This is a genomic window from Streptomyces sp. NPDC056527 (assembly GCF_042794475.1).
Taxonomy (GTDB): Bacteria; Actinomycetota; Actinomycetes; order Streptomycetales; family Streptomycetaceae; genus Streptomyces.
The window spans coordinates 64,524-82,513 of record NZ_JBHTTQ010000024.1 but is presented as its reverse complement, the minus strand read 5'-3'; the positions used below and the strand labels follow the sequence as shown (position 1 = coordinate 82,513).

Genomic DNA, 17,990 nt, shown 5'->3' with positions numbered 1-17,990 from the left:
TGGGGCCTTCGCCGTACGGACTCAGCGCCGGGGCACGGTGATGCTGTATCCGGCGTCGAGCAGCTCGGGCAGATACCGCCTCAGCGCGGCCACGCTCTGCGAGCGGTTCCCGCCCGCGTCGTGCGAGAGGACGACGACACCGGGCGCCGCTCCGTCCAGGACCCGGCGCACGATGCTGTCGGTACCCGGTTCCTTCCAGTCGAGGGTGTCGACGGTCCAGGCGAGCGGCTCCATGCCCAGCTCGGCACCGATCTCGAAGGAGTGCCGGTTCCACGCCCCGAACGGGGCGCGGTACCAGAGCGGGGCCGAGCCGAGGATCTTCTCGACGAGCTCGCTCGTGGAGCCCAGCTCGTCCCGGATGCGCGAGGGTCGCAGCTTGGGGATCAGCGGGTGGGACCACGAGTGGTTCCCCACCACATGTCCGTCGGCGGCCATCTCCCGTACCAGGTCCTGGTTCTCGGCGACCATCTCGCCGCAGACGAAGAACATCGCCCGGCAGCCGTAGCGGCGCAGGGTGGCGAGGATCTCCGGGGTGTAGCGGGGGTCCGGCCCGTCGTCGAAGGTGAGCACCATCGACCGGCCCACGCCCGACATCTTCAGGAACGGCCGCTGCCGGACCGGGGGCAGCGCCTTGCGGAAGGCCGGGGGCGCGTCGGCCGTCATCGGCTGGAGCCGGTACGCGGAGGGCTTGAGCCGGGCGCTCGCGGGCGCGCCCGCCGCGGGTCCTTGGCCGGGGGCGGGCCCGCCGGCCGCATCCGGACGGCCGCTCGGCGGCGCGCCCGGCGGCGCGCCGAAGCGGTCCGCCGTGAGTACTCCGAACGTGGCTGTGGCCCCGAGGGCGGCGGCGATGCGCAGCACGGTCCGCCGCCCGGTGGGCATCTGATCCTTTTTCATGACTAATAGCTCGCACGGCCGAACGCCGACGCCCCTCACCCACACCGACGGCCCGCCCGAAAACACTCGATGGGCGCACACCCCTCGAAGGGACGACGCTCTCCCTTACTCCCCCATCACCAGACCGTCCTTGGCCGCGCCCCGTCCCAGGACGACGTCGCGGATCGTGTCGCGTACGGCGGTGAGGGGTTCGCCTTTCCTGATGGCGGCGTTGAGGTTGATCACCCGACCGCGGCCGGTGTCGAACCACTGCGGGAGGAACTCGGCCTTGGTGACCTCCCAGCGCGCGCCGGGAACCGCGGGCGGAGCGAAGGTGAAGCGCCCGAGCGTCCCCTGGTTCCCGCGCGGGTCGAAGGCGCCCTCGTAGTTGACCATGTCGCCGGCGATCTGGTCCCCCATGCCGTAGACGATCCAGGTGCCGTTGACCTTCTCGTACGCCTGGGGGACATGGGCGTGGGTACCGAGAATCAGGTCGATGTCGGGTCTTCCGCCGGTCCGTGAGGCCGTGAGCGAACGGCCGAGCGTGAGCTGGCGCTCGTCGGGGGCCGTCTGCCACTCGGTTCCCCAGTGGAGGCTGACCACGACGACATCGGCGCCGGCCTCACGGGCCGCCCGCGCGTCGGCGATGATCTTCTTCTCGTCGATCAGGTCGACCGCCCACGGCTGCCCCTCGGGCAGCGGGAAGCCATTGGTGCCGTACGTGTACGCGAGCTGTGCGACGGTCGCGGGCCCCGCCCTCAGCAGCGTGGGACTGGCCGCCTCCTCGGCGGTGCGGGCCGATCCCGCGTGCCGGACACCCGCCTTGTCGAGCACGTCGAGCGTGCGACGCAGCCCGGCGGGGCCGTCGTCCAGGGTGTGGTTGGAGGCGGTGGAGCAGGAGTCGTACCCGGTCTCCCTGAGGGCGGGGGCGACCTCGGGCGGCGACTTGAAGGCGGGGTACCCGGTGTACGGCCCGCCCTCCGGGCCGTACACCGTCTCCATATGGCAGATCGCCAGGTCGGCCCCGGTCACCACGCTCTTCACGCCGGACAGCATGGGCCGGAAGTCGTAGCCCTGGCCGTTCGCGTCCATGGAGGCCCGGCGGATGATCGACTCGTGCGGCAGCACGTCGCCGGAGGCGACGAGCGTGAACCCGGTCCGGGCGGAGGGCGCGCCACCGACCGCCGAGGAGGAGGGGCTCGCCGGGTCCCGCCCCGAGGGCGGGCCGTGGGGGGCACCGGCGCCCCCGGCACAGCCGGTGGCCGTTGTCAGCAGAACGGCGGCGAAGGCCACCGCCCCCTGTCTCGTACGCTGGGTCATCCGCCGACTCCGCCCAATTAGTCCTATGAACATCTCTACGGATGAATTCACAGGGCATAGAAGCCGCAGTCAAGAGTCAAAGCCGCAGCGAACGCCAAACCCTGCCGAAACGGACGAAGAGCCTTCGCTTGACCGTTCGCCGCACCATTCGCCGCTCGGTGCGACCGCTCGTCGCAGACAGGTGCGCGTTCCCTGTCCCTTGCCGCCCACATGCGTTCGTATACGCCCCGGGACGACGAGCCGGCAGGAGAGGTGTGGAGCATGACGACGGCGACGACGACGGCGACGACGGACGAGCGGGCCCTCGCTGAGCTGCAGCGTGACCACGGTCAGGCCCTGCTCGGCTTCCTGCTCGGCCTGACCTACGGCGACCGGCAGCGCGCGGAGGACCTGGTGCAGGAGACACTGGTCCGCGCCTGGCAGCACCCGGAGGCGTTCGACGGACCCTACGAGTCGATGCGCCCCTGGCTCTTCACGGTGGCCCGGCGCCTGGCCATCGACGCCCGGCGCTCCCGGCTCGCCCGGCCCACCGAGATCGGCGACGGGATGCTCGCCGCCACCCCCGACCCGGCCGACGCCACGGAGTCCGCGGTCGCCGCGGTGGACGTCCGGGCGGCGGTGCGGGGCCTGAGCCCCGAACACCGCGCGGTCCTGGTCCGGCTCTACTTCCACGGCCTGACCGTCAACGAGGCCGCCGCCGATCTGGGCATCCCCGCCGGGACCGTCAAGTCCCGCTCGCACTACGCGCTGCGCCAGCTCGGACACTGCCTGCCGGGCTACCGGACGGGACGCCGCACCGTTGCCCGCTCGCGGGCCGGGGTCGCACAATGACCGCGTGACGCTGACTCTCGCCGCCGCGGAAAAGGTTCTCGCCGACAACTTCGCCCCCTGGGTGCTCGATCTGGGGCTCTCGGTGGTCTCGCTCGACGGTCAGGAGGCGGTCCTCCGCCTCCCCTGGTCCGATCGGCTCGCCCGGGAGGGCGGTGGCCTCTCCGGTCAGGCGCTGATGGCCGCCGCCGACACGGCGACCGTCATCGCCGTCGCCGCGGCCCGCGGCGGCTTCGTGCCCATGACGACGGTGCAGCAGTCCATCAGCTTCCAGCGTGCGGTCGTCGCCGCGGACGTCCTGGTGCGGGCGCGGCTCACCAAGGCGGGCAAGCGGATGGCGTTCGCCGACATCACGATGACGGCGGAGGGCTCCGACGAGACGGCCGCCCACGCGACGGCGGTGTACGCGCTGCTCGGCTGAGACCGGTCCCGCCCCGCCGCCACCCCGTGCGCGCGGCCGGCACACCCTCCCCGGACGTCTCCCGTGTCCCCTCCTTTCCCACCGGCACCGATCCGGCGGAGAAACGTATCCGAAACCACACGGGCGAGTTGAGCAAAGAGCGACCCACACGCGTCTTCCTCGGTGGAGGCTCGTGTTCGGGGTCGCCGACCGACACGTCCGGGAGAAGGTGGGAGCGTTGCTGCCCGACAGTACGAACGGCACCAGCGGAGGCGGACTCGCCGTCCCGATGGCCTGGTTGTGTGCCGAGTTCACCGCGGACGATCTGCTGCGCACGGGGTGCCTGGTCGCGCCCGGCACCCTGGAGTTCCGGGCCGGCCGGCAGACGCTGGCCCTCACCATCCATCTCTGCGCCGACGCGGACGCCTCCTCCGGGTCGTGGTCCGCGGGCCTCATCGACGAGTGGCTGTCCCGGACCGCCTACGACCATCCCTGGCCGCGGTGGGTCCGCGAGCGGCTCGCCGCGCGGAGTCACGCGGGCGACGAGGGCCCCGACCTCGCCATGGCCAAGGAGACCTGGCGCATGCTGGAGGCCACCCGGATCCGCGCGGCCGACCTGGGCGGGCTGACATCGGCCGGGGCCTTCGCCCCGGTCGACGAGTCGGAACAAGTGTGGCTACCCGCCTGGAAGTTGGGGCTCCCGCTGGGCCATCTGGCCCTGCACCTCTACGGCGCGGGCGGCTGAGGAGTCGTACGGTGCACCCCGGAGCGGTACTTGGGGATCCGTACCGTCACCTTCATCCCCGCGTCCACCCCGGTCTCGATGACGAGGCCGTGCTCCGCCCCGTACACCTGGCGCAGCCGCTCGTCGACGTTGGACAGGCCGATCCCCGAGCCGGTGGGCCGCTCCCCGAGCAGGACCGCGCGCAGGACGGCCGGATCCATACCCACGCCGTCGTCCTCGATCACGACCACGGCCTCGGCGCCCGCGTCCCGGGCGGAGATCGTCACCCGGCAGGCGTTCACGCTGTCCTCGAGGCCGTGCTTGACGGCGTTCTCCACCAGCGGCTGGAGACAGAGGAACGGCAGCGTGACCGGCAGCACCTCGGGCGCGATCTGGAGCGTCACCTTGAGGCGGTCACCGAAGCGGGCTCCGGCGAGCGCCAAGTACTGCTCGATGGCCCGCAGTTCGTCGGCGAGCTGGGCGAACTCCCCGTGCCGCCGGAAGGAGTACCGGGTGAAGTCCGCGAACTCGAGCAGCAGCTCCCGCGCGCGCTCGGGGTCGGTGCGGACGAACGAGGCGATGGCGGCGAGGGAGTTGAAGATGAAGTGCGGAGAGATCTGGGCCCGCAGGGCGCGGATCTCCGCCTCCACGATCCTGGTCCGCGAGCGGTCCAGCTCGGCCAGTTCCAGCTGTACGGAGACCCAGCGGGCGACCTCGGTCGCGGCCCGCACGAGCACGGCGGACTCCCGAGAGCCGTAGGCGACGAGCGCGCCGAGCACGCCGTCCTCGCCGGTGAGCGGGGCGATCACCGCCCAGCGCAGCGGGCAGGCGACATCGGCGCAACCGGTGTGCTCCGACCTGCTGCGGCCCGAGTCGAGGATCCCGGCGACCTGGTCCATGACGTGCTCTCGGTGGTGCCCCTCGCCGGGCCCGTCCCAGGCGAGGACGGCGGACCGGTCGGTCAGACAGAGCGCCTCCGTCCCGAGGAGCGGGCGCAGTCGCCGGACGGCCTTGCGCGCGGTGTCCTCGGTGAGTCCGCCGCGCAGGGGCGGCGCGGCGAGGGAGGCGGCATGCAGGGTGTGAAAGGTGGCCCGTTCGACGGGCGTGCCGAGGTCGAGGTCGGCGGCGCCGCGGCGGGCTGCGAGCCGGCCGAGGACGAAGCCGACCGCCAGCAGCACGGCCCCGGCCGCGCCGGCAGCGGCATACATGATCGGGGTCACCGCTCCCGCCCTCCCGACCGCCGCTCGCCCGAGCGACACGGCCCGTCGGCCCGGGACACGGAGCCCGCCCCGGGCCCGGAGTCCGCCGCGCGTACGGACTCCCCCCGCGGCTCGGTCTCGGGCATCTCCTCCCTCGGGACCGTACGGCCCGTGAACTCCTCAGGCAGGTGCAGCCGGGCGAGGAGGGCCGGGGTTCCGGGCGGGATGTGGCGTGGGGTGGCCAGCGACACCAGGATCATCGTGAGGAAGCCCAGCGGCACCGACCAGACCGCCGGCCATGCCATCAGCGTGTGCGGCCAGCCCTCTTCGGGCAGTCCGGCCCGGGTCGCCATCACGGCCGCGAGCGCGGAGCCGCCGCCCAGCAGCAGTCCGGCCATGGCGCCCGGCGGGGTGAGCCGCCGCCACCAGATCCCGAGGACGAGCAGCGGGCAGAAGGACGAGGCGGAGACGGCGAAGGCGAGGCCGACGGCGTCCGCGACCGGGACCTTGGAGGCGAGGACCCCGACGGCCAGCGGGACGGCGGTGGCGAGCAGGGTCGCGAGCCGGAAGTGCCGTACCCCACGGGACGGAAGGACGTCCTGGGTGAGGACTCCGGCGACCGACATCGTGAGCCCCGAGGCGGTGGACAGGAACGCGGCGAAGGCCCCGCCGGCGAGCAGCGCGCCCAGCAGATCGCCGAGCACTCCGCCGAGCATCCGGTCCGGCAGGACGAGCACGGCGGCGTCGGCGGCTCCGGTCAGGGCCAGTTCGGGGGCGTAGATCCGGCCGAGCGCCCCGTACACCGGCGGCAGCAGATAGAAGACGCCGACCAGGCCGAGGACGACCAGGGTGGTGCGCCGCGCGGCGCGACCGTGCGGGCTGGTGTAGAAGCGGACGGCGACATGGGGCAGCCCCATGGTGCCGAGGAACGTGGCGAGGATCAGTCCGTACGTGGCGTAGAGCTGATGGCCGTCGCGCCCGCCGGCCAGCGGCTGGGACCAGCCGAGGGGGTCGGCGCCGGTGGAGGCCCGGGCGGGGACGGGGGCACCCGCGGGAAAGGCGAGTTCGGTGCCGCCCTCGACGCGGTGGGCGCCCTTGTCGAGGGTGAGGGTCCGCCGCTCGTACGCGGTGTCGTCGACGCGGCCGGTGACGGTGAGCGTGAGCGGGGCGTCGACATCGATCCGTACGGTGTCGGCGACGCGCACGACGGTGTGCTCGCGGAAGACCGCCGGGGCGTCGAAGCGGACGCGGGGTGCGTCGTCGCCGAACCAGGCCGCGGCGAGGAAGAGGGCCGGCACCAGCAGGGCGGTGAGCTTGAGCCAGTACTGGAAGGCCTGGACGAAGGTGATGCTGCGCATCCCGCCCGCGGCGACGATCCCGGTGACGGCGAGGGCGACGAGCAGTCCGCCGACCCAGTCGGGCGCTCCGGTGAGGATCTCCAGGGTGAGCCCGGCGCCCTGGAGCTGCGGCAGGAGGTAGAGCCAGCCGATGCCGACGACGAAGAGGCTGGCGAGCCGGCGTGCGGGCGGGGACTCCAGCCGGGCCTCCGCGAAGTCGGAGAGGGTGTACGCCCCCGAGCGGCGCAGCGGGGCGGCGACCAGGACGAGCAGGACCAGATAGCCGGCGGTGTAGCCGACGGGGTACCAGAGCATGTCCGGGCCCTGGACGAGGACGAGACCCGCGATGCCGAGGAAGGAGGCGGCGGAGAGGTACTCGCCGCTGATGGCGGCGGCGTTGAGCCCGGGACGGACGGTGCGGGAGGCGACGTAGAAGTCGGAGGTGGTGCGGGATATCCGCAGGCCGAGGGCGCCGATGAGCACGGTCGCCAGGACGACGACGGTGACGGCGGCCACCGCGTAGGTGTGGTTCACGTCCGATCCCCGCGGTCAGCGGCCCTCGACGAGGCCGGTGAAGTCGCGTTCGTTGCGTTCGGCGCGGCGGACGTACCAGCGGGCGACGGCCCAGATGACCGGGTAGACGCCGACGCCGAGGGCGGCCCAGACGACGGCCTCGGGTGCGGGGAGCGCGAGGAGCAGCGGCAGCGGGCCGACGAGGAGGACGAGGGCGCCGAGGGCCGTGAGGGCGGCCTTGAGCTGGCTGCGCATCAGGGAGCGCACATAGGTGTGGCCCAGGGTGGTCTGTTCGCTGATCTCGGAGCGGGCGGGGGGATGGGCGGGCGGACGACCGCTCGGATGGCGCGGGAGCGGGCCGCCCGCGCTGTCGCGGAGGGCGGAGGCGCGCGTGACGGTCTCGCGCCGGGGCCGGCGCGGCGCCGGCTGCTCGGACGTCGGTGTCCGCTCCGTCATCTGTCGACCTCGCAGGGGCTGGGAGTGAACGGAGTCTACGCAGCGGTGATGACGCGGGGTAGAGGCGTCGGCCGGCTTCCGGGGAATGTCCCCGCGGTCGTCAGCCGCCCGCACGGCGCATGAGGAGGTCCCGCAGCGGGCGGGCGTGGCGGCGGCTGACGGCCAGCTCGGTGCTGCCGACCCGGACGGAGGTGGCGCCGCCGTCGAGCCGCAGTTCGTCGATGCGGCCGAGGGCGACGAGATGGCTGCGGTGGATGCGGACGAAGCCGCGATCGGCCCACCGCTCCTCCAGCGTGGACAGCGGGATGCGGACGAGGTGGCTGCCCTCGTCGGTGTGCAGGCGGGCGTAGTCGCCCTGGGCCTCGACGTACGCGATGTCGTCGACGGCCACGAAGCGGGTGATCCCGCCGAGTTCGACCGGTATCTGCTCGGGGGTCGTGAGCGGGGCCGCGGGGGCGGCGGAGGCGTGGACCAGCTCGCGGACCCTGCGGACGGCCTCGGCGAGCCGTTCGCGGCGCACCGGCTTCAGGACGTAGTCCACGGCCTTGAGGTCGAAGGCCTGGACGGCGAAGCCCTCGTGGGCGGTGACGAAGACGATCAGCGGGGGCCGGGCGAAGCCGGCGAGCAGCCGGGCGAGGTCGAGACCGGTGAGGCCGGCCATGTGGATGTCGAGGAAGACGACATCGATGGCGTCGTCACCGTCGGGCCCGGCGTCGAGGGCGCGCCCGATCCTGCGCAGCGCCTCGGTGGCGTCGGTGGCGCCCTCGGCGCTGCGGACCCGCGGATCGGCACGCAGGAGGTAGAGCAGCTCTCCGAGGGCCGGCTCTTCGTCGTCGACGGCCAGTACGCGCACCATGCGGCGGAGTCTATGCGAGCGGCCGCGACCGGCTTCCCGAGCTCGGGCGGCTACTTGAGCAGCTTCGACATCCGGCGGTCGGCGAGCGGCTTGCCGCCGGTCTGGCAGGTGGGGCAGTACTGGAGGGAGGAGTCGCTGAAGGACACCTCGCGGATGGTGTCGCCGCAGACCGGGCATTTCTCGCCGGTGCGGCCGTGGACGCGCAGGCCGCTCTTCTTCTCGGCCTTGAGCTTGCCGGCGGCCAGTCCGTGGGAGCGCTCGACAGCCTCGCTCAGGGTGGTGCGGATCGCCGCGTAGAGGCCGGCGGTCTCCTCCTCGGTGAGGTTCTGGGTGGGTTTGAAGGGGGACATCCTCGCCACGTGCAGGATCTCGTCGCTGTACGCGTTGCCGATGCCGGCGATCAGGCTCTGGTCCCGCAGCGCGCCCTTGATCTGGCGCCGTTCCGTGCCGAGCAGGGCGGTGAAGGCGGCGAGGTCGAAGTCGTCCGCGAGCGGATCGGGGCCGAGGCGGGCGACGCCCGGCACGTCCCGCGGGTCGTGGACGAGGTGGACGGCGAGCCGTTTGGTGGTGCCGGCCTCGGTGAGGTCGAAGCCGTCGCCCTCGGTCAGCGCGGTCCGCAGGGCGAGGGGCCCTCTGCCGGGGCGCGGCGGCCCCGAGGGCAGGGGGTCCTTCCACTGGAGCCAGCCCGCGCGGGCGAGGTGGACGAGAAGATGGAGCTCGCCCGCCTCGCCGTCGGTGGTGATGTCCAGGAACTTGCCGTGCCGGGCGACTCCGGTGACGGTGGCGCCCTCGACGGCGCCCAGGGGTGGGTCGTACGTCTTCAGCACGCTGATCGCGACGGGCAGCACGCGGGCGATCTCCTTGCCCACCAGATGCTCGTCGAGGAACTCGCGCAGCGCTTCCACCTCGGGCAGTTCCGGCATGACTCCACCTTCCCGCACGGGCCGTCAGGACGCGCGCTCAGACACCGCCGAGGTCTTCGAGCAGGTCGAGTTCGTCGCCGAGGGCGGCGGCCAGGGCCTCGATGTCCGGGACCGCCTTGCCGTCGGCGACCAGGCCGACGTGGACTCGGCCGGCGTACGGGGACATGGCGACGGCGAGCGACTGGCCCCGGGCGAGCGGGGCCATCGGGAAGAGCTCGCGCAACGGGGCTCCGCCGAGGGAGAGGGCCGAGCGGGGCAGCGGAACGTTGGTGACCAGGACGTCGAAGAGGAGCCGGGCGGCCCCGGACGCCAGGGGCGCGCCGAAGCGGTGCGCGAGCGAGGGCAGTTGGTCGGCGAGCACGGCGACGGCTCCGGCACCGCGCAGCGGCCCGTCGGCCTTGTTGCGGTCCATGTCCCGTCGTACGGAGGCCAGCCGGGTCGCGGGGTCCGGTTCGGTGACGGGGAGGGTGAGGAGGTAGGCGGAGAGGCTGTTGCCGTTGCCGGCGGGTGCGCCGGGGCGCCGGCGGGAGACGGGGACGAGGGCGCGCGGATCGGCGGGGAGCGGCTCGCCGCGTCCGTCGAGCCAGCGGCGCAGGGCTCCGGCGACGACGGCGAGGAGGACGTCGTTGGCGGTGCCCCCGGTGGTGCGGCGCACCCGGTGGACGCGGTCCAGGTCCAGGACGGCGGTGGCGACGCGGCGCGTCCCGCTGGAGTGGGCGGCGAGCGCGGAGGGGGTCCGGACGTCGATCTGCCCGGCGCGGAGGAAGGAGTGACCGACCACGGAGGCGCCGACCTCGACGGCCCGGCCGATGTCCTCGATGCGTTCCCGGGCGGCGCCCATGATCCGGCCGGGGCCGGGGAGCCAGGAGCGCGGGGGTACCGCGCGGGTGCGCCGCCCGCCGTACCTGCGGACGGCGGCGATCTCGTCGAAGATCCCGGCTCCGATGGCGACCGCCCTCATGCCGTCGGCGAGGGCGTGGTGCAGTTTGACGAGGACGGCGAACGAGCCGTCCGGGGCGCCGGTGAGCAGGTACATCTCCCAGGGCGGCAGTCCTCGTTCGACGGGCCTCTCCATGAGCTCGCCCGCGAGCCGGGCGGCTTCGGCGGCGAAGTCGGCGCCGGGCAGCGCGATCTCCCGCACGTGACGTCGTACGTCGAACCGCTTGTCCGTGGTCCAGGCGGCGCCGCCGACGGGCAGCAGGACGTCGCGGACCTTCATCCGCAGCCGGGGGATCGCGGCGGCGCGGCTCGCGAGCAGGTCCAGGACGGTGGAGGGGTCGCCGTGGGCGGGGAGCGGGCCGAACCGCGCGAGCGCGCCCAGGTGCATGGGGTGGTCGGAGGATTCGAGGTGCCAGAACGCCAGATCAAGAGGTGCCAGAAGCTCACTGCTCAAGTGATCACATGTCCTCAGAGGGTGGCAGGGGAACCGCAGTCAATCGCGTACGGTCGGTTACGGTCAAGTACGATCTATGTACACAGGGTTAACAATGAACTCGCACCAGACGCACTTACCGCTGCCACGCGATTCGACGCCCCAGACGTCCGAGATCCGGTCGACGAGCATCAGACCCCGCCCCGAGACACCCGACTCGCCCGCCTCCCTCCGTCGCGGCAGCGCGCTGGAACGGTCCTCCACCTCCACCCGCAGCCTCCGTTCCGGTCCCGCCAGCATCCGCAGGGTCACGATCGCCCCGCCGTCGGTGTGCATCAGCGCGTTGGTGATCAGCTCGTCGGAGACCAGCTCGATCTCGTCCGAGCGCTCCCCTGCGCCCCAGGCCCGTACCGCGGCCCGGATCATGTGGCGCGCGGAGCTCAGCGCCTCCGGGTCGCTCTGCGCCACATGCTGCTGGAGCCGGCCGCCCGCCTGCGGATAGTACGAGCCCTGGCGGCGCAGCAGCAGGATCGCCACGTCGTCCTCGCCGCCGCGTTCGTCCACGACCTCGCAGAGGTGGTCGGCCAGTTCCTGAAGGTCCCGCGGCCCGCGTCTGACCAGCGAGGAGAGCCACGTCAGCCCTTCGTCGAGATCGGAGCCCGGTTTCTCCACCAGCCCGTCGGTGTACAGCAACAGGGTCTGTCCCGGGGACAGCTCCAGGGTGGTGACGGGGTGGTCGAGGCGGCCGAACTCGGCCGAGAGGCCCAGGGGCAGCCCGCCTTCCACCGGCAGCCGTCGGCAGCTGCCGTCGATCTCCTGGAGCAGTGGGTCGACGTGCCCGGCGCGCACCACTTGGACGACGCCGGTGGCGAGGTCGGCCTCGACGTACGTGCAGGTGGCGAAGCGGTCGGTGTCCAGCTCGTGGAGGAAGACGGAGGCCCGGGCCATCACGGTCGCCGGGGAGTGTCCCTCGGCGGCGTAGGCGCGCAGCACGATCCGCAGCTGTCCCATCACGGCCGCCGCATGGGTGTCGTGCCCCTGTACGTCTCCGATGACGGCGCCGACCCTGCCGCCGGGCAGCGGGATGACGTCGTACCAGTCGCCGCCGATGTCCCGGCCGAGGCGGGCCGAGCGGTAGCGGACGGCGATCTGGGCGCCGGGCACGTCGGGGATGCGACGCGGCAGCATCGCCTGCTGGAGCCCCTCGGCCAGGTCGTGCTCCTGCTCGTAGAGCATGGCGCGCTGGAGGCTCTGCGCGATGCTGCTGCCGAGCGCCACCAGCAGATTGCGTTCGTCGGCACTGAATCCGGTCTTGTCGCTGTAGAGCAGTCCGAGCGCGCCGATCGGCCGGGCCTGGGCGATCAGCGGGAGATAGGCCGCCGAGGTGATGCCGAGTCCGCTGATGTGCGGCCAGAGGATCGGGTACGAGTCGGCGAAGTCCTTGGGCGACTCGATGAACCGCGGGCGCAGGGTCCGGACCACCTCGCTCATCGGGTACGGCTCGTCCACCCGGGTGAATCGTGTGCCGGGCACGAAGGCGCCGCTGGGCCCCTCGGCGACCAGATGGATCCGGCCGGCCTCCAGGAGTCCCATGACGAGGCTGGTGGCGCCGAAGTACTGCAGGCCGTGCGAGGCGCCGAGCAGGTCGATGATGTCCTGCACGGTCCGGGCGTGGGCCAGGGCCGCGGTGGTGCCCTCCACGACGCTGGTGCGTCTGCGCCGCCCCTCGTCCAGGCCGAGCCGGGCGGCCTGCTCGGACACCTCCTCCGAGGCGTCCCGGATGATGCCGATGATCCGGACGGGGCGGCCCGTCTCGTCGCGCTGGATCCGGCCCTCGGTGTGTGTCCAGCGCGGGTTGCCGTCCCGCAGCCGGACGCGGAAGTACGCGCCGTAGTGTTCGCTGCCGTCCTTGAGCGCGTGGGAGACCAGGGTGTCGAGCTGCCGTCCTTCGTCGGGCATCACCCGCGGGGCGAGGGTGAGCGGGTTTCCGTCGTACTCCTCGGGCCGGAGGTCGAAGACCCTGAGGGCGCTCTCGTCCATCGCCAGCGTCCCGGAGAGCAGGTCCCAGTCGAAGCTCCCCATCCGGAACGCGCGACCGTAGTCACGGAGGAAGCAGCACGTCACACCCCCTGCTCCTGATGCGCAGCGGCATGGGTCCGCCGCCTCGCCTCCCCCCGTGCCCGCGCTCATGGGGCCACGCTAGGCGCAGGCCCGGCGGCGCGCACGGCGGAGGCCCGGGCCGCGGACCTCCGCCTCATCCCTCGAAGGTTTCCGGCTGCTGGGCACCGGTCTCGCCCGGGAACAGGTCCTCGAAGGAAGGCGCGTCCGGCTCGGGTTCCGGCTCGACCGGCGAATTCGGCACGGTCGGTTCGGACCAGGTCGGGGTGGGGCAGCCCGGCGGGATCGACGGGCTCGGGGAGGCCGGGCCGGGAGTCGCGGTGTCCGGGTCGCCGGTCGGGCCCTCGTACGGCGGCATGGACGGGCAGTCGGTCGTGGAGGGGGCCGGGGAGTCGCTCTCCGGCGAGGTGGAACGGCCGGGGGTGGTCGAGCCGTCGGGGCGCACGGAGCCGCTGCGGTCGGGCGCGGGCGAGGTGCCGGGGACCGACGGGGGCGGTACCGGGACCGGCGAGCCGGTGAGTTCACAGGCGGCGGGGTGGCAGGGCGGGACGACGGTGGGATGCGTGTCGCGCTCGCCGCCGGTGCCCGTCTTCCGCTCGATCCAGGTGTTGTCGACGACGTTCACGATGACCAGGCTGTCGACGATCGTCGTGGTCGGCCTGATGACGACGACCCGGTCGGGGCGGAAGCCGCCCCAGGGCTGTCCGCGGTGCGCGGCGCCCTGGACGGCGACCGGCGAGCGCAGCGGGTTTCCGCAGGCGCAGCGGACCCGGGGCGCGCCGTACCGGTCGACGAGAACCGCCGTACCGGACTGGAGGACCGACTGGAAGGAGGTGGCGTTCCCGTCGCGGAAGCCGTGGCCGGTGACGCGGGTGTCGGCGCGCAGGACGACGGGGGTGAGGCCGCGCAGCCAGACGGCGAGGCGGGACTCGGGGATGCCCGCGGCCTCGGCGAAGGCGCGGGACTTGGCCTGGTCGGCGGAGAGGAAGGCGACCTGCTGCTCGACGTCGCAGCTTGCGACGGAGCGGGTGCCGCCGTAGAGGCCGGGGGTGGAACCGCTGACCTCGCGCATCACCTGGGCCGTGGCCGTGGCCGTCGAGGTGTCCGGCGCGGCGATGCTCGGGGCGGGCACGCCGGCGCCCCTCGCCGTGGAGGCGGTGAAGGGGTCGGGGCCCTGCGCGGCGACCGGCTGGAGGAAGACGTCCTGCGAGGCGGCCGCCGTCCCGGCGCCGCCGCGGTCGCCGTCCGACGAGCAGCCTCCGAGCACCAGCGCCGAGACCAGCGCGAGGAGTGCGGTGACGTGCGGCCGTCGCGGCCGGCGTATGGATGAGCGCACGTGGATCTCCCGCCTCTTTCCACCCCGGGACATTCCTTCATGTCTGTCGCACCGCGCGGTCGCCCGCAAGCGGAGCGGGCCCGACCGGAGGACGCCGACCGGCCACACACCAGAGGCACACTTGAACACGTTCAAGGAAAGCCCTACGCTCACCTCCGGAGGGTTTGAACACGTTCAACCTGGGGGTGGGCGGCATGTCGGTGCTGGTCGATCTCATCGTGATGCTCGGCATGTTCGCCATCGTCCCGATGGGCCTGGGGCTGCTCGACGGCCCCCGGCCGCGCGGACTGCGCCTGCTCCGCCGCGCCTGGCCGCTGCTCGCGGCTCCCGGCGCCCTCGCCCTGTGGCTCCCGCGCTCCCCCACCGCCGCCGTGCTCGCCTCGGTCTACGCACTGGCCACCGTCGCGCTGGCGCTCTGCGCCCCCGTCCGGCTCGCGGCGCTCCCCCGACGGGTGGCCGGCCCGCCGCTCCGCTCGCCCGCCCCTTCGGAGATCGCCGTGCTCACGGCGCTGGTGACCCCCTCGGTCGCGGGCGTCGCCCTCGTCGCCGAACGCGCGGGGCACCGGCTGTTCGGCTTCGACCTCGACATCCTGGCCCTGACCGTGCCCCACTTCCACTTCGCCGGCTTCGCCGCCGCCCTGGTGGCCGGCCTGGTCTGCCGTACGTCCGACGGACCCGCCACGCGCTTCGCCGCGCTCAGCGTCCCGCTCGGCACCCTGCTCGTGCTGGCCGGCTACTTCGTCGACGACTGGGCCGAGCTCGCCGGGGCGCTGGTCCTCACCGCCGGAATGTGGGCCGTCGCCCTGGAGACCTGGCGGGAGCTGCGCACCGGCGCCCGCGCCCCGGTCACCCGCGGCCTTCTCGCCGTCTCGGCCGTGGTGCTCGTGGCGACCATGCTGCTCGCCCTGAGCTGGGCTATCGGCGAGGCGACCGGCCTCCCCCACCCGAGCCTGACCTGGATGGCCGCCACCCACGGCCTCGGCAACGCCCTCGGTTTCGCGCTCTGCTCGCTGCTCGCCCTGCGTCGCCTGCGGGCGACCGCGCCGAAGAAGGAGACCGCTTCATGGCCCGCCTGATCCGCGACCTCGCCACGTCCACCGCTCCCGCGCCCCTGAACTACCGGGACGTAGGCGCCACCGGCCGGGACCGCCTCCCGGGCGGCTACCACCACCTCCATCACACGGTCCGCATAGGGCGGGGCCGCGACGCCTTCGAGACCGCCGGCGGCGCCGTCACCACCTGGCGGACGCACCGCGCCTCGGGCGCCCGGGTCCGCAGCGAGGCGGTCCGCGCCGAGCCCGGCGTCTTCGTCGAGGTCTCGGTGGGCGTCGGCCCGTTCCGGTTCTCCGCGCCCTGCGAGGTGATCTGGACGGCGTACGAGAAGGACCGCACCGGATTCGCCTACGGCACCCGCACCGGCCACCCCGAGAGCGGCGAGGAGTCCTTCGTCGTCGACCTGCACGACGACGGCTCGGTCTGGTTCACGGTCACCGCCTTCAGCCGCCCCGCCGCCTGGTACACCCACCTCGCGGGCCCCCTCGTCCCCGTACTCCAGCACGCCTACGCACGCCGCCTCGGCCGCACGCTCCAGCGCCTCGTCGCGGGATGACACCCGGGGTCACGCGCGGGGTTACGCTCCCTTTATAGGCATACGTTCCGACCCAGGAGGCGGCCGTGAGCCAGTACGACGAGTACAACTACAGCACCCCCTCGCAGGCCGAGGGCGAGCGCCTCGAAGAGGACATGGACACGCTGCAGCGGGACCACCGCCACCCCCTGACCGCCCGCACCACGCCGTCCCAGGCGGAGGGCCTGCGCTCACAGGACGAGGAGGAGAGGAAGGGCTGACCCCCCGGGCCGATACTGGAAGGGATGGAGTGGTTCACGGCACCGGACTACTGGCTGAGCCGGATCGTCTTCCAGCGGGGGCTCGCCGGGCTCTATCTCGTGGCCTTCCTCTCGGCCGCTCTCCAGTTCCGGGCCCTGATCGGCGAGCGCGGAATGCTCCCCGTACCGGAGTACCTGCGCCGGGTGGAGCCGCGTCAGACCCCCAGCCTCTTCCACTGGCACTACTCGGACCGCCTGTTCGCGGCGGTCTCCTGGAGCGGCGCGGCCGTGGCCCTCGCCCTGGTGGCGGGCGCGGGCGACGCCGTGCCGCTCGCCGTCTCGATGCTCCTGTGGGCGCTGCTCTGGGCGCTGTACCTCTCCATCGTCAACGTGGGCCAGACCTGGTACAGCTTCGGCTGGGAGTCGCTGCTCCTGGAGGCCGGTTTCCTCGCGGTCTTCCTCGGCAACGACGACACCGCGCCGCCCGTCCTGGTCCTGTGGCTGCTGCGCTGGCTGCTGTTCCGCGTCGAGTTCGGCGCGGGCCTCATCAAGATCCGCGGTGACGCCTGCTGGCGGAACCTGACCTGCCTGTACTTCCACCACGAGACCCAGCCGATGCCCGGCCCGCTCAGCTGGTTCTTCCACCATCTCCCCCGCCCCCTGCACCGGGTCGAGGTGGCCGCCAACCATGTCGTCCAGCTGCTGGTCCCGGTGCTGCTCTTCACCCCGCAGCCGGTGGCGACGGTGGCGGCCGGCCTGATGGTGGCGACCCAGCTGTGGCTGGTGCTCTCGGGCAACTTCGCCTGGCTGAACTGGCTGACGATCGTCCTCGCGCTCTCCGCCGTGGACGGCTCGCTCCTCGTCGGCGAACACCCGCAGCCCTCCCCGCCGGTCTGGTACGTGGTCGTGGTGGTCGCCGTGACCGCGCTGGTCCTCTTCCGCAGCTACCGGCCGGTCCGCAACCTGCTGTCGCGGCGGCAGGCGATGAACCGATCGTACGACCCGTTCCACCTGGTCAACACGTACGGAGCGTTCGGCACGGTCGGCCGGATCCGGGACGAGATCGTCATCGAGGGCACCTCCGACCCGCTGCGGAACGGGGAGGCGGAGTGGAAGGAGTACGGCTTCAAGGGGAAGCCGGGCGATCCGCGCCGGCTTCCGCGCCAGTTCGCCCCCTACCATCTGCGGCTCGACTGGCTGATGTGGTTCGCGGCGCTCTCCCCCGCGTACGCCCGCGACTGGTTCGGGCCGTTCGTCGAGCGGCTCCTCGACGGGGACCGGGACACCCTGCGGCTCCTGCGCCACAACCCGTTCCCGGACGCGCCGCCTGCCCGCATCAGGGCCCGCCTGTACCGCTACCGCTACACGACCTGGCGCGAGCTGCGGGAGACCGGGGCGTGGTGGCACCGCACGCTCGTGCGGGAGTATCTGCCGCCGGTCGAGCTGCGGACCGTGGCACGGCGCTGACGGCGCCGGGGCCCGGACATGCCTGTGCCCCCGGTCGCGGGGCGGCCGGGGGCACAGGGCGAAGCGACAGCTACGACTCAGTCGATGCCGGGCAGGATGTGCGGCTCCGCGAGGTCGTCCTCGTAGCCCGCCAGCCGGATCGGAGCCGCATGGGCCCACACGTCGAGGCTGCCCAGCTCACCGGAGCGGCGTGGCCGCTCCGGATGTTCCGCCGGTCGCTGTTCCTGCTTCGTCAGTTCTGGTGTCACCGCGCACTCCCTTGTGTCGCGTACCAATGAGGACATGGCCGTTTCGGTCGCGGTGGCGCCGTTCTTCGGGCGGGACCGCGGCCTTGGTGGCAGGCCAGTCCCCAGGCAAGCCGTGGGGGTTTTGTGAAACCCCGGTGGCCGACCGTGGACATCAGAGTAACCAAATGAGCGGCCGGGCGCTCTATGGGGCCCA

The 17,990-nt window shown here is 73.0% G+C and carries 18 protein-coding genes; 7 read left to right on the top strand and 11 right to left on the bottom strand.

Annotated features, from left to right (window positions below; translation table 11 throughout):
• Positions 1-21 precede the first annotated feature (21 nt).
• The gene (locus ACFQ7Q_RS15310) at positions 22-879 is read right to left on the bottom strand and encodes a polysaccharide deacetylase family protein (RefSeq protein ID WP_383554537.1); all 858 of its coding nucleotides are present in this window, start codon (positions 877-879) and stop codon (positions 22-24) included.
• Between the two features lie 120 nt (positions 880-999).
• Positions 1,000-2,193, bottom strand: coding sequence for a CapA family protein (locus ACFQ7Q_RS15305; protein ID WP_383554534.1), 1,194 nt, complete (start codon positions 2,191-2,193; stop codon positions 1,000-1,002).
• A gap of 261 nt (positions 2,194-2,454) precedes the next feature.
• Here ACFQ7Q_RS15305 and ACFQ7Q_RS15300 point away from each other — a divergent pair, with 261 nt between their 5' ends.
• The 3 genes from ACFQ7Q_RS15300 to ACFQ7Q_RS15290 all read left to right on the top strand — a co-directional run bounded on the left by ACFQ7Q_RS15300 (position 2,455) and on the right by ACFQ7Q_RS15290 (position 4,166).
• On the top strand, positions 2,455-3,024 hold the full coding sequence (locus ACFQ7Q_RS15300; RefSeq protein ID WP_383554532.1) for a sigma-70 family RNA polymerase sigma factor: 570 nt from the start codon (positions 2,455-2,457) through the stop codon (positions 3,022-3,024).
• 4 nt (positions 3,025-3,028) lie between these two features.
• Positions 3,029-3,442, top strand: a complete 414-nt coding sequence (locus ACFQ7Q_RS15295) for a PaaI family thioesterase (protein WP_383554529.1) — start codon at positions 3,029-3,031, stop codon at positions 3,440-3,442.
• A gap of 217 nt (positions 3,443-3,659) precedes the next feature.
• Positions 3,660-4,166 carry a hypothetical protein gene (locus ACFQ7Q_RS15290; RefSeq protein WP_383554526.1) on the top strand — a complete coding sequence of 169 codons (507 nt, stop codon included), beginning with the start codon at positions 3,660-3,662 and terminating at the stop codon, positions 4,164-4,166.
• Here the strand turns inward: ACFQ7Q_RS15290 and ACFQ7Q_RS15285 are convergent.
• The 8 genes from ACFQ7Q_RS15285 to ACFQ7Q_RS15250 form a co-directional block, all read right to left on the bottom strand.
• Complete coding sequence (locus tag ACFQ7Q_RS15285) at positions 4,148-5,353, bottom strand: sensor histidine kinase (RefSeq protein WP_383554548.1); 1,206 nt, start codon at positions 5,351-5,353, stop codon at positions 4,148-4,150. The two genes, ACFQ7Q_RS15290 and ACFQ7Q_RS15285, sit on opposite strands and share 19 nt — an antisense overlap.
• An 8-nt stretch (positions 5,354-5,361) precedes the next feature.
• Positions 5,362-7,215 carry a cation acetate symporter gene (locus ACFQ7Q_RS15280; protein ID WP_383554523.1) on the bottom strand — a complete coding sequence of 618 codons (1,854 nt, stop codon included), beginning with the start codon at positions 7,213-7,215 and terminating at the stop codon, positions 5,362-5,364.
• A 15-nt stretch (positions 7,216-7,230) separates the two neighbouring features.
• Positions 7,231-7,650 carry a hypothetical protein gene (locus tag ACFQ7Q_RS15275; protein WP_383554521.1) on the bottom strand — a complete coding sequence of 140 codons (420 nt, stop codon included), beginning with the start codon at positions 7,648-7,650 and terminating at the stop codon, positions 7,231-7,233.
• 100 nt (positions 7,651-7,750) lie between these two features.
• The gene (locus ACFQ7Q_RS15270) at positions 7,751-8,506 is read right to left on the bottom strand and encodes a LytR/AlgR family response regulator transcription factor (protein WP_383554518.1); all 756 of its coding nucleotides are present in this window, start codon (positions 8,504-8,506) and stop codon (positions 7,751-7,753) included.
• A gap of 50 nt (positions 8,507-8,556) precedes the next feature.
• On the bottom strand, positions 8,557-9,429 hold the full coding sequence (locus ACFQ7Q_RS15265) for an Fpg/Nei family DNA glycosylase (RefSeq protein WP_383554515.1): 873 nt from the start codon (positions 9,427-9,429) through the stop codon (positions 8,557-8,559).
• 37 nt (positions 9,430-9,466) lie between these two features.
• Positions 9,467-10,822 (bottom strand): wax ester/triacylglycerol synthase family O-acyltransferase, encoded by a 1,356-nt coding sequence (locus tag ACFQ7Q_RS15260; RefSeq protein WP_383554512.1) that lies wholly within the window; start codon positions 10,820-10,822, stop codon positions 9,467-9,469.
• A gap of 63 nt (positions 10,823-10,885) precedes the next feature.
• Positions 10,886-12,991: a SpoIIE family protein phosphatase gene (locus tag ACFQ7Q_RS15255; RefSeq protein ID WP_383554509.1), complete on the bottom strand. Its 2,106-nt coding sequence runs from the start codon at positions 12,989-12,991 to the stop codon at positions 10,886-10,888.
• A gap of 64 nt (positions 12,992-13,055) precedes the next feature.
• A complete protein-coding gene (locus tag ACFQ7Q_RS15250; protein ID WP_383554507.1) occupies positions 13,056-14,255 on the bottom strand; it encodes a DUF6777 domain-containing protein in 1,200 nt (399 codons plus the stop codon).
• 194 nt (positions 14,256-14,449) lie between these two features.
• On the opposite strand from ACFQ7Q_RS15250, the gene ACFQ7Q_RS15245 reads away from it, so the two are divergent.
• The 4 genes from ACFQ7Q_RS15245 to ACFQ7Q_RS15230 all read left to right on the top strand — a co-directional run bounded on the left by ACFQ7Q_RS15245 (position 14,450) and on the right by ACFQ7Q_RS15230 (position 17,549).
• Positions 14,450-15,331, top strand: a complete 882-nt coding sequence (locus tag ACFQ7Q_RS15245) for a YndJ family protein (RefSeq protein ID WP_383554545.1) — start codon at positions 14,450-14,452, stop codon at positions 15,329-15,331.
• Positions 15,319-15,864: a DUF1990 family protein gene (locus tag ACFQ7Q_RS15240; protein ID WP_383554503.1), complete on the top strand. Its 546-nt coding sequence runs from the start codon at positions 15,319-15,321 to the stop codon at positions 15,862-15,864. Before ACFQ7Q_RS15245 ends, ACFQ7Q_RS15240 begins: the two co-directional genes overlap by 13 nt.
• Positions 15,865-15,929: 65 nt before the next feature.
• A complete protein-coding gene (locus ACFQ7Q_RS15235; RefSeq protein WP_383554501.1) occupies positions 15,930-16,103 on the top strand; it encodes a hypothetical protein in 174 nt (57 codons plus the stop codon).
• 24 nt (positions 16,104-16,127) lie between these two features.
• Complete coding sequence (locus ACFQ7Q_RS15230) at positions 16,128-17,549, top strand: lipase maturation factor family protein (RefSeq protein ID WP_383554499.1); 1,422 nt, start codon at positions 16,128-16,130, stop codon at positions 17,547-17,549.
• Between the two features lie 77 nt (positions 17,550-17,626).
• Here the strand turns inward: ACFQ7Q_RS15230 and ACFQ7Q_RS15225 are convergent, their stop codons facing one another.
• Entirely contained in the window at positions 17,627-17,797 is a 171-nt protein-coding gene (locus ACFQ7Q_RS15225; protein WP_362355075.1) for a hypothetical protein, read from the bottom strand.
• Between the last annotated feature and the right edge of the window lie 193 nt (positions 17,798-17,990).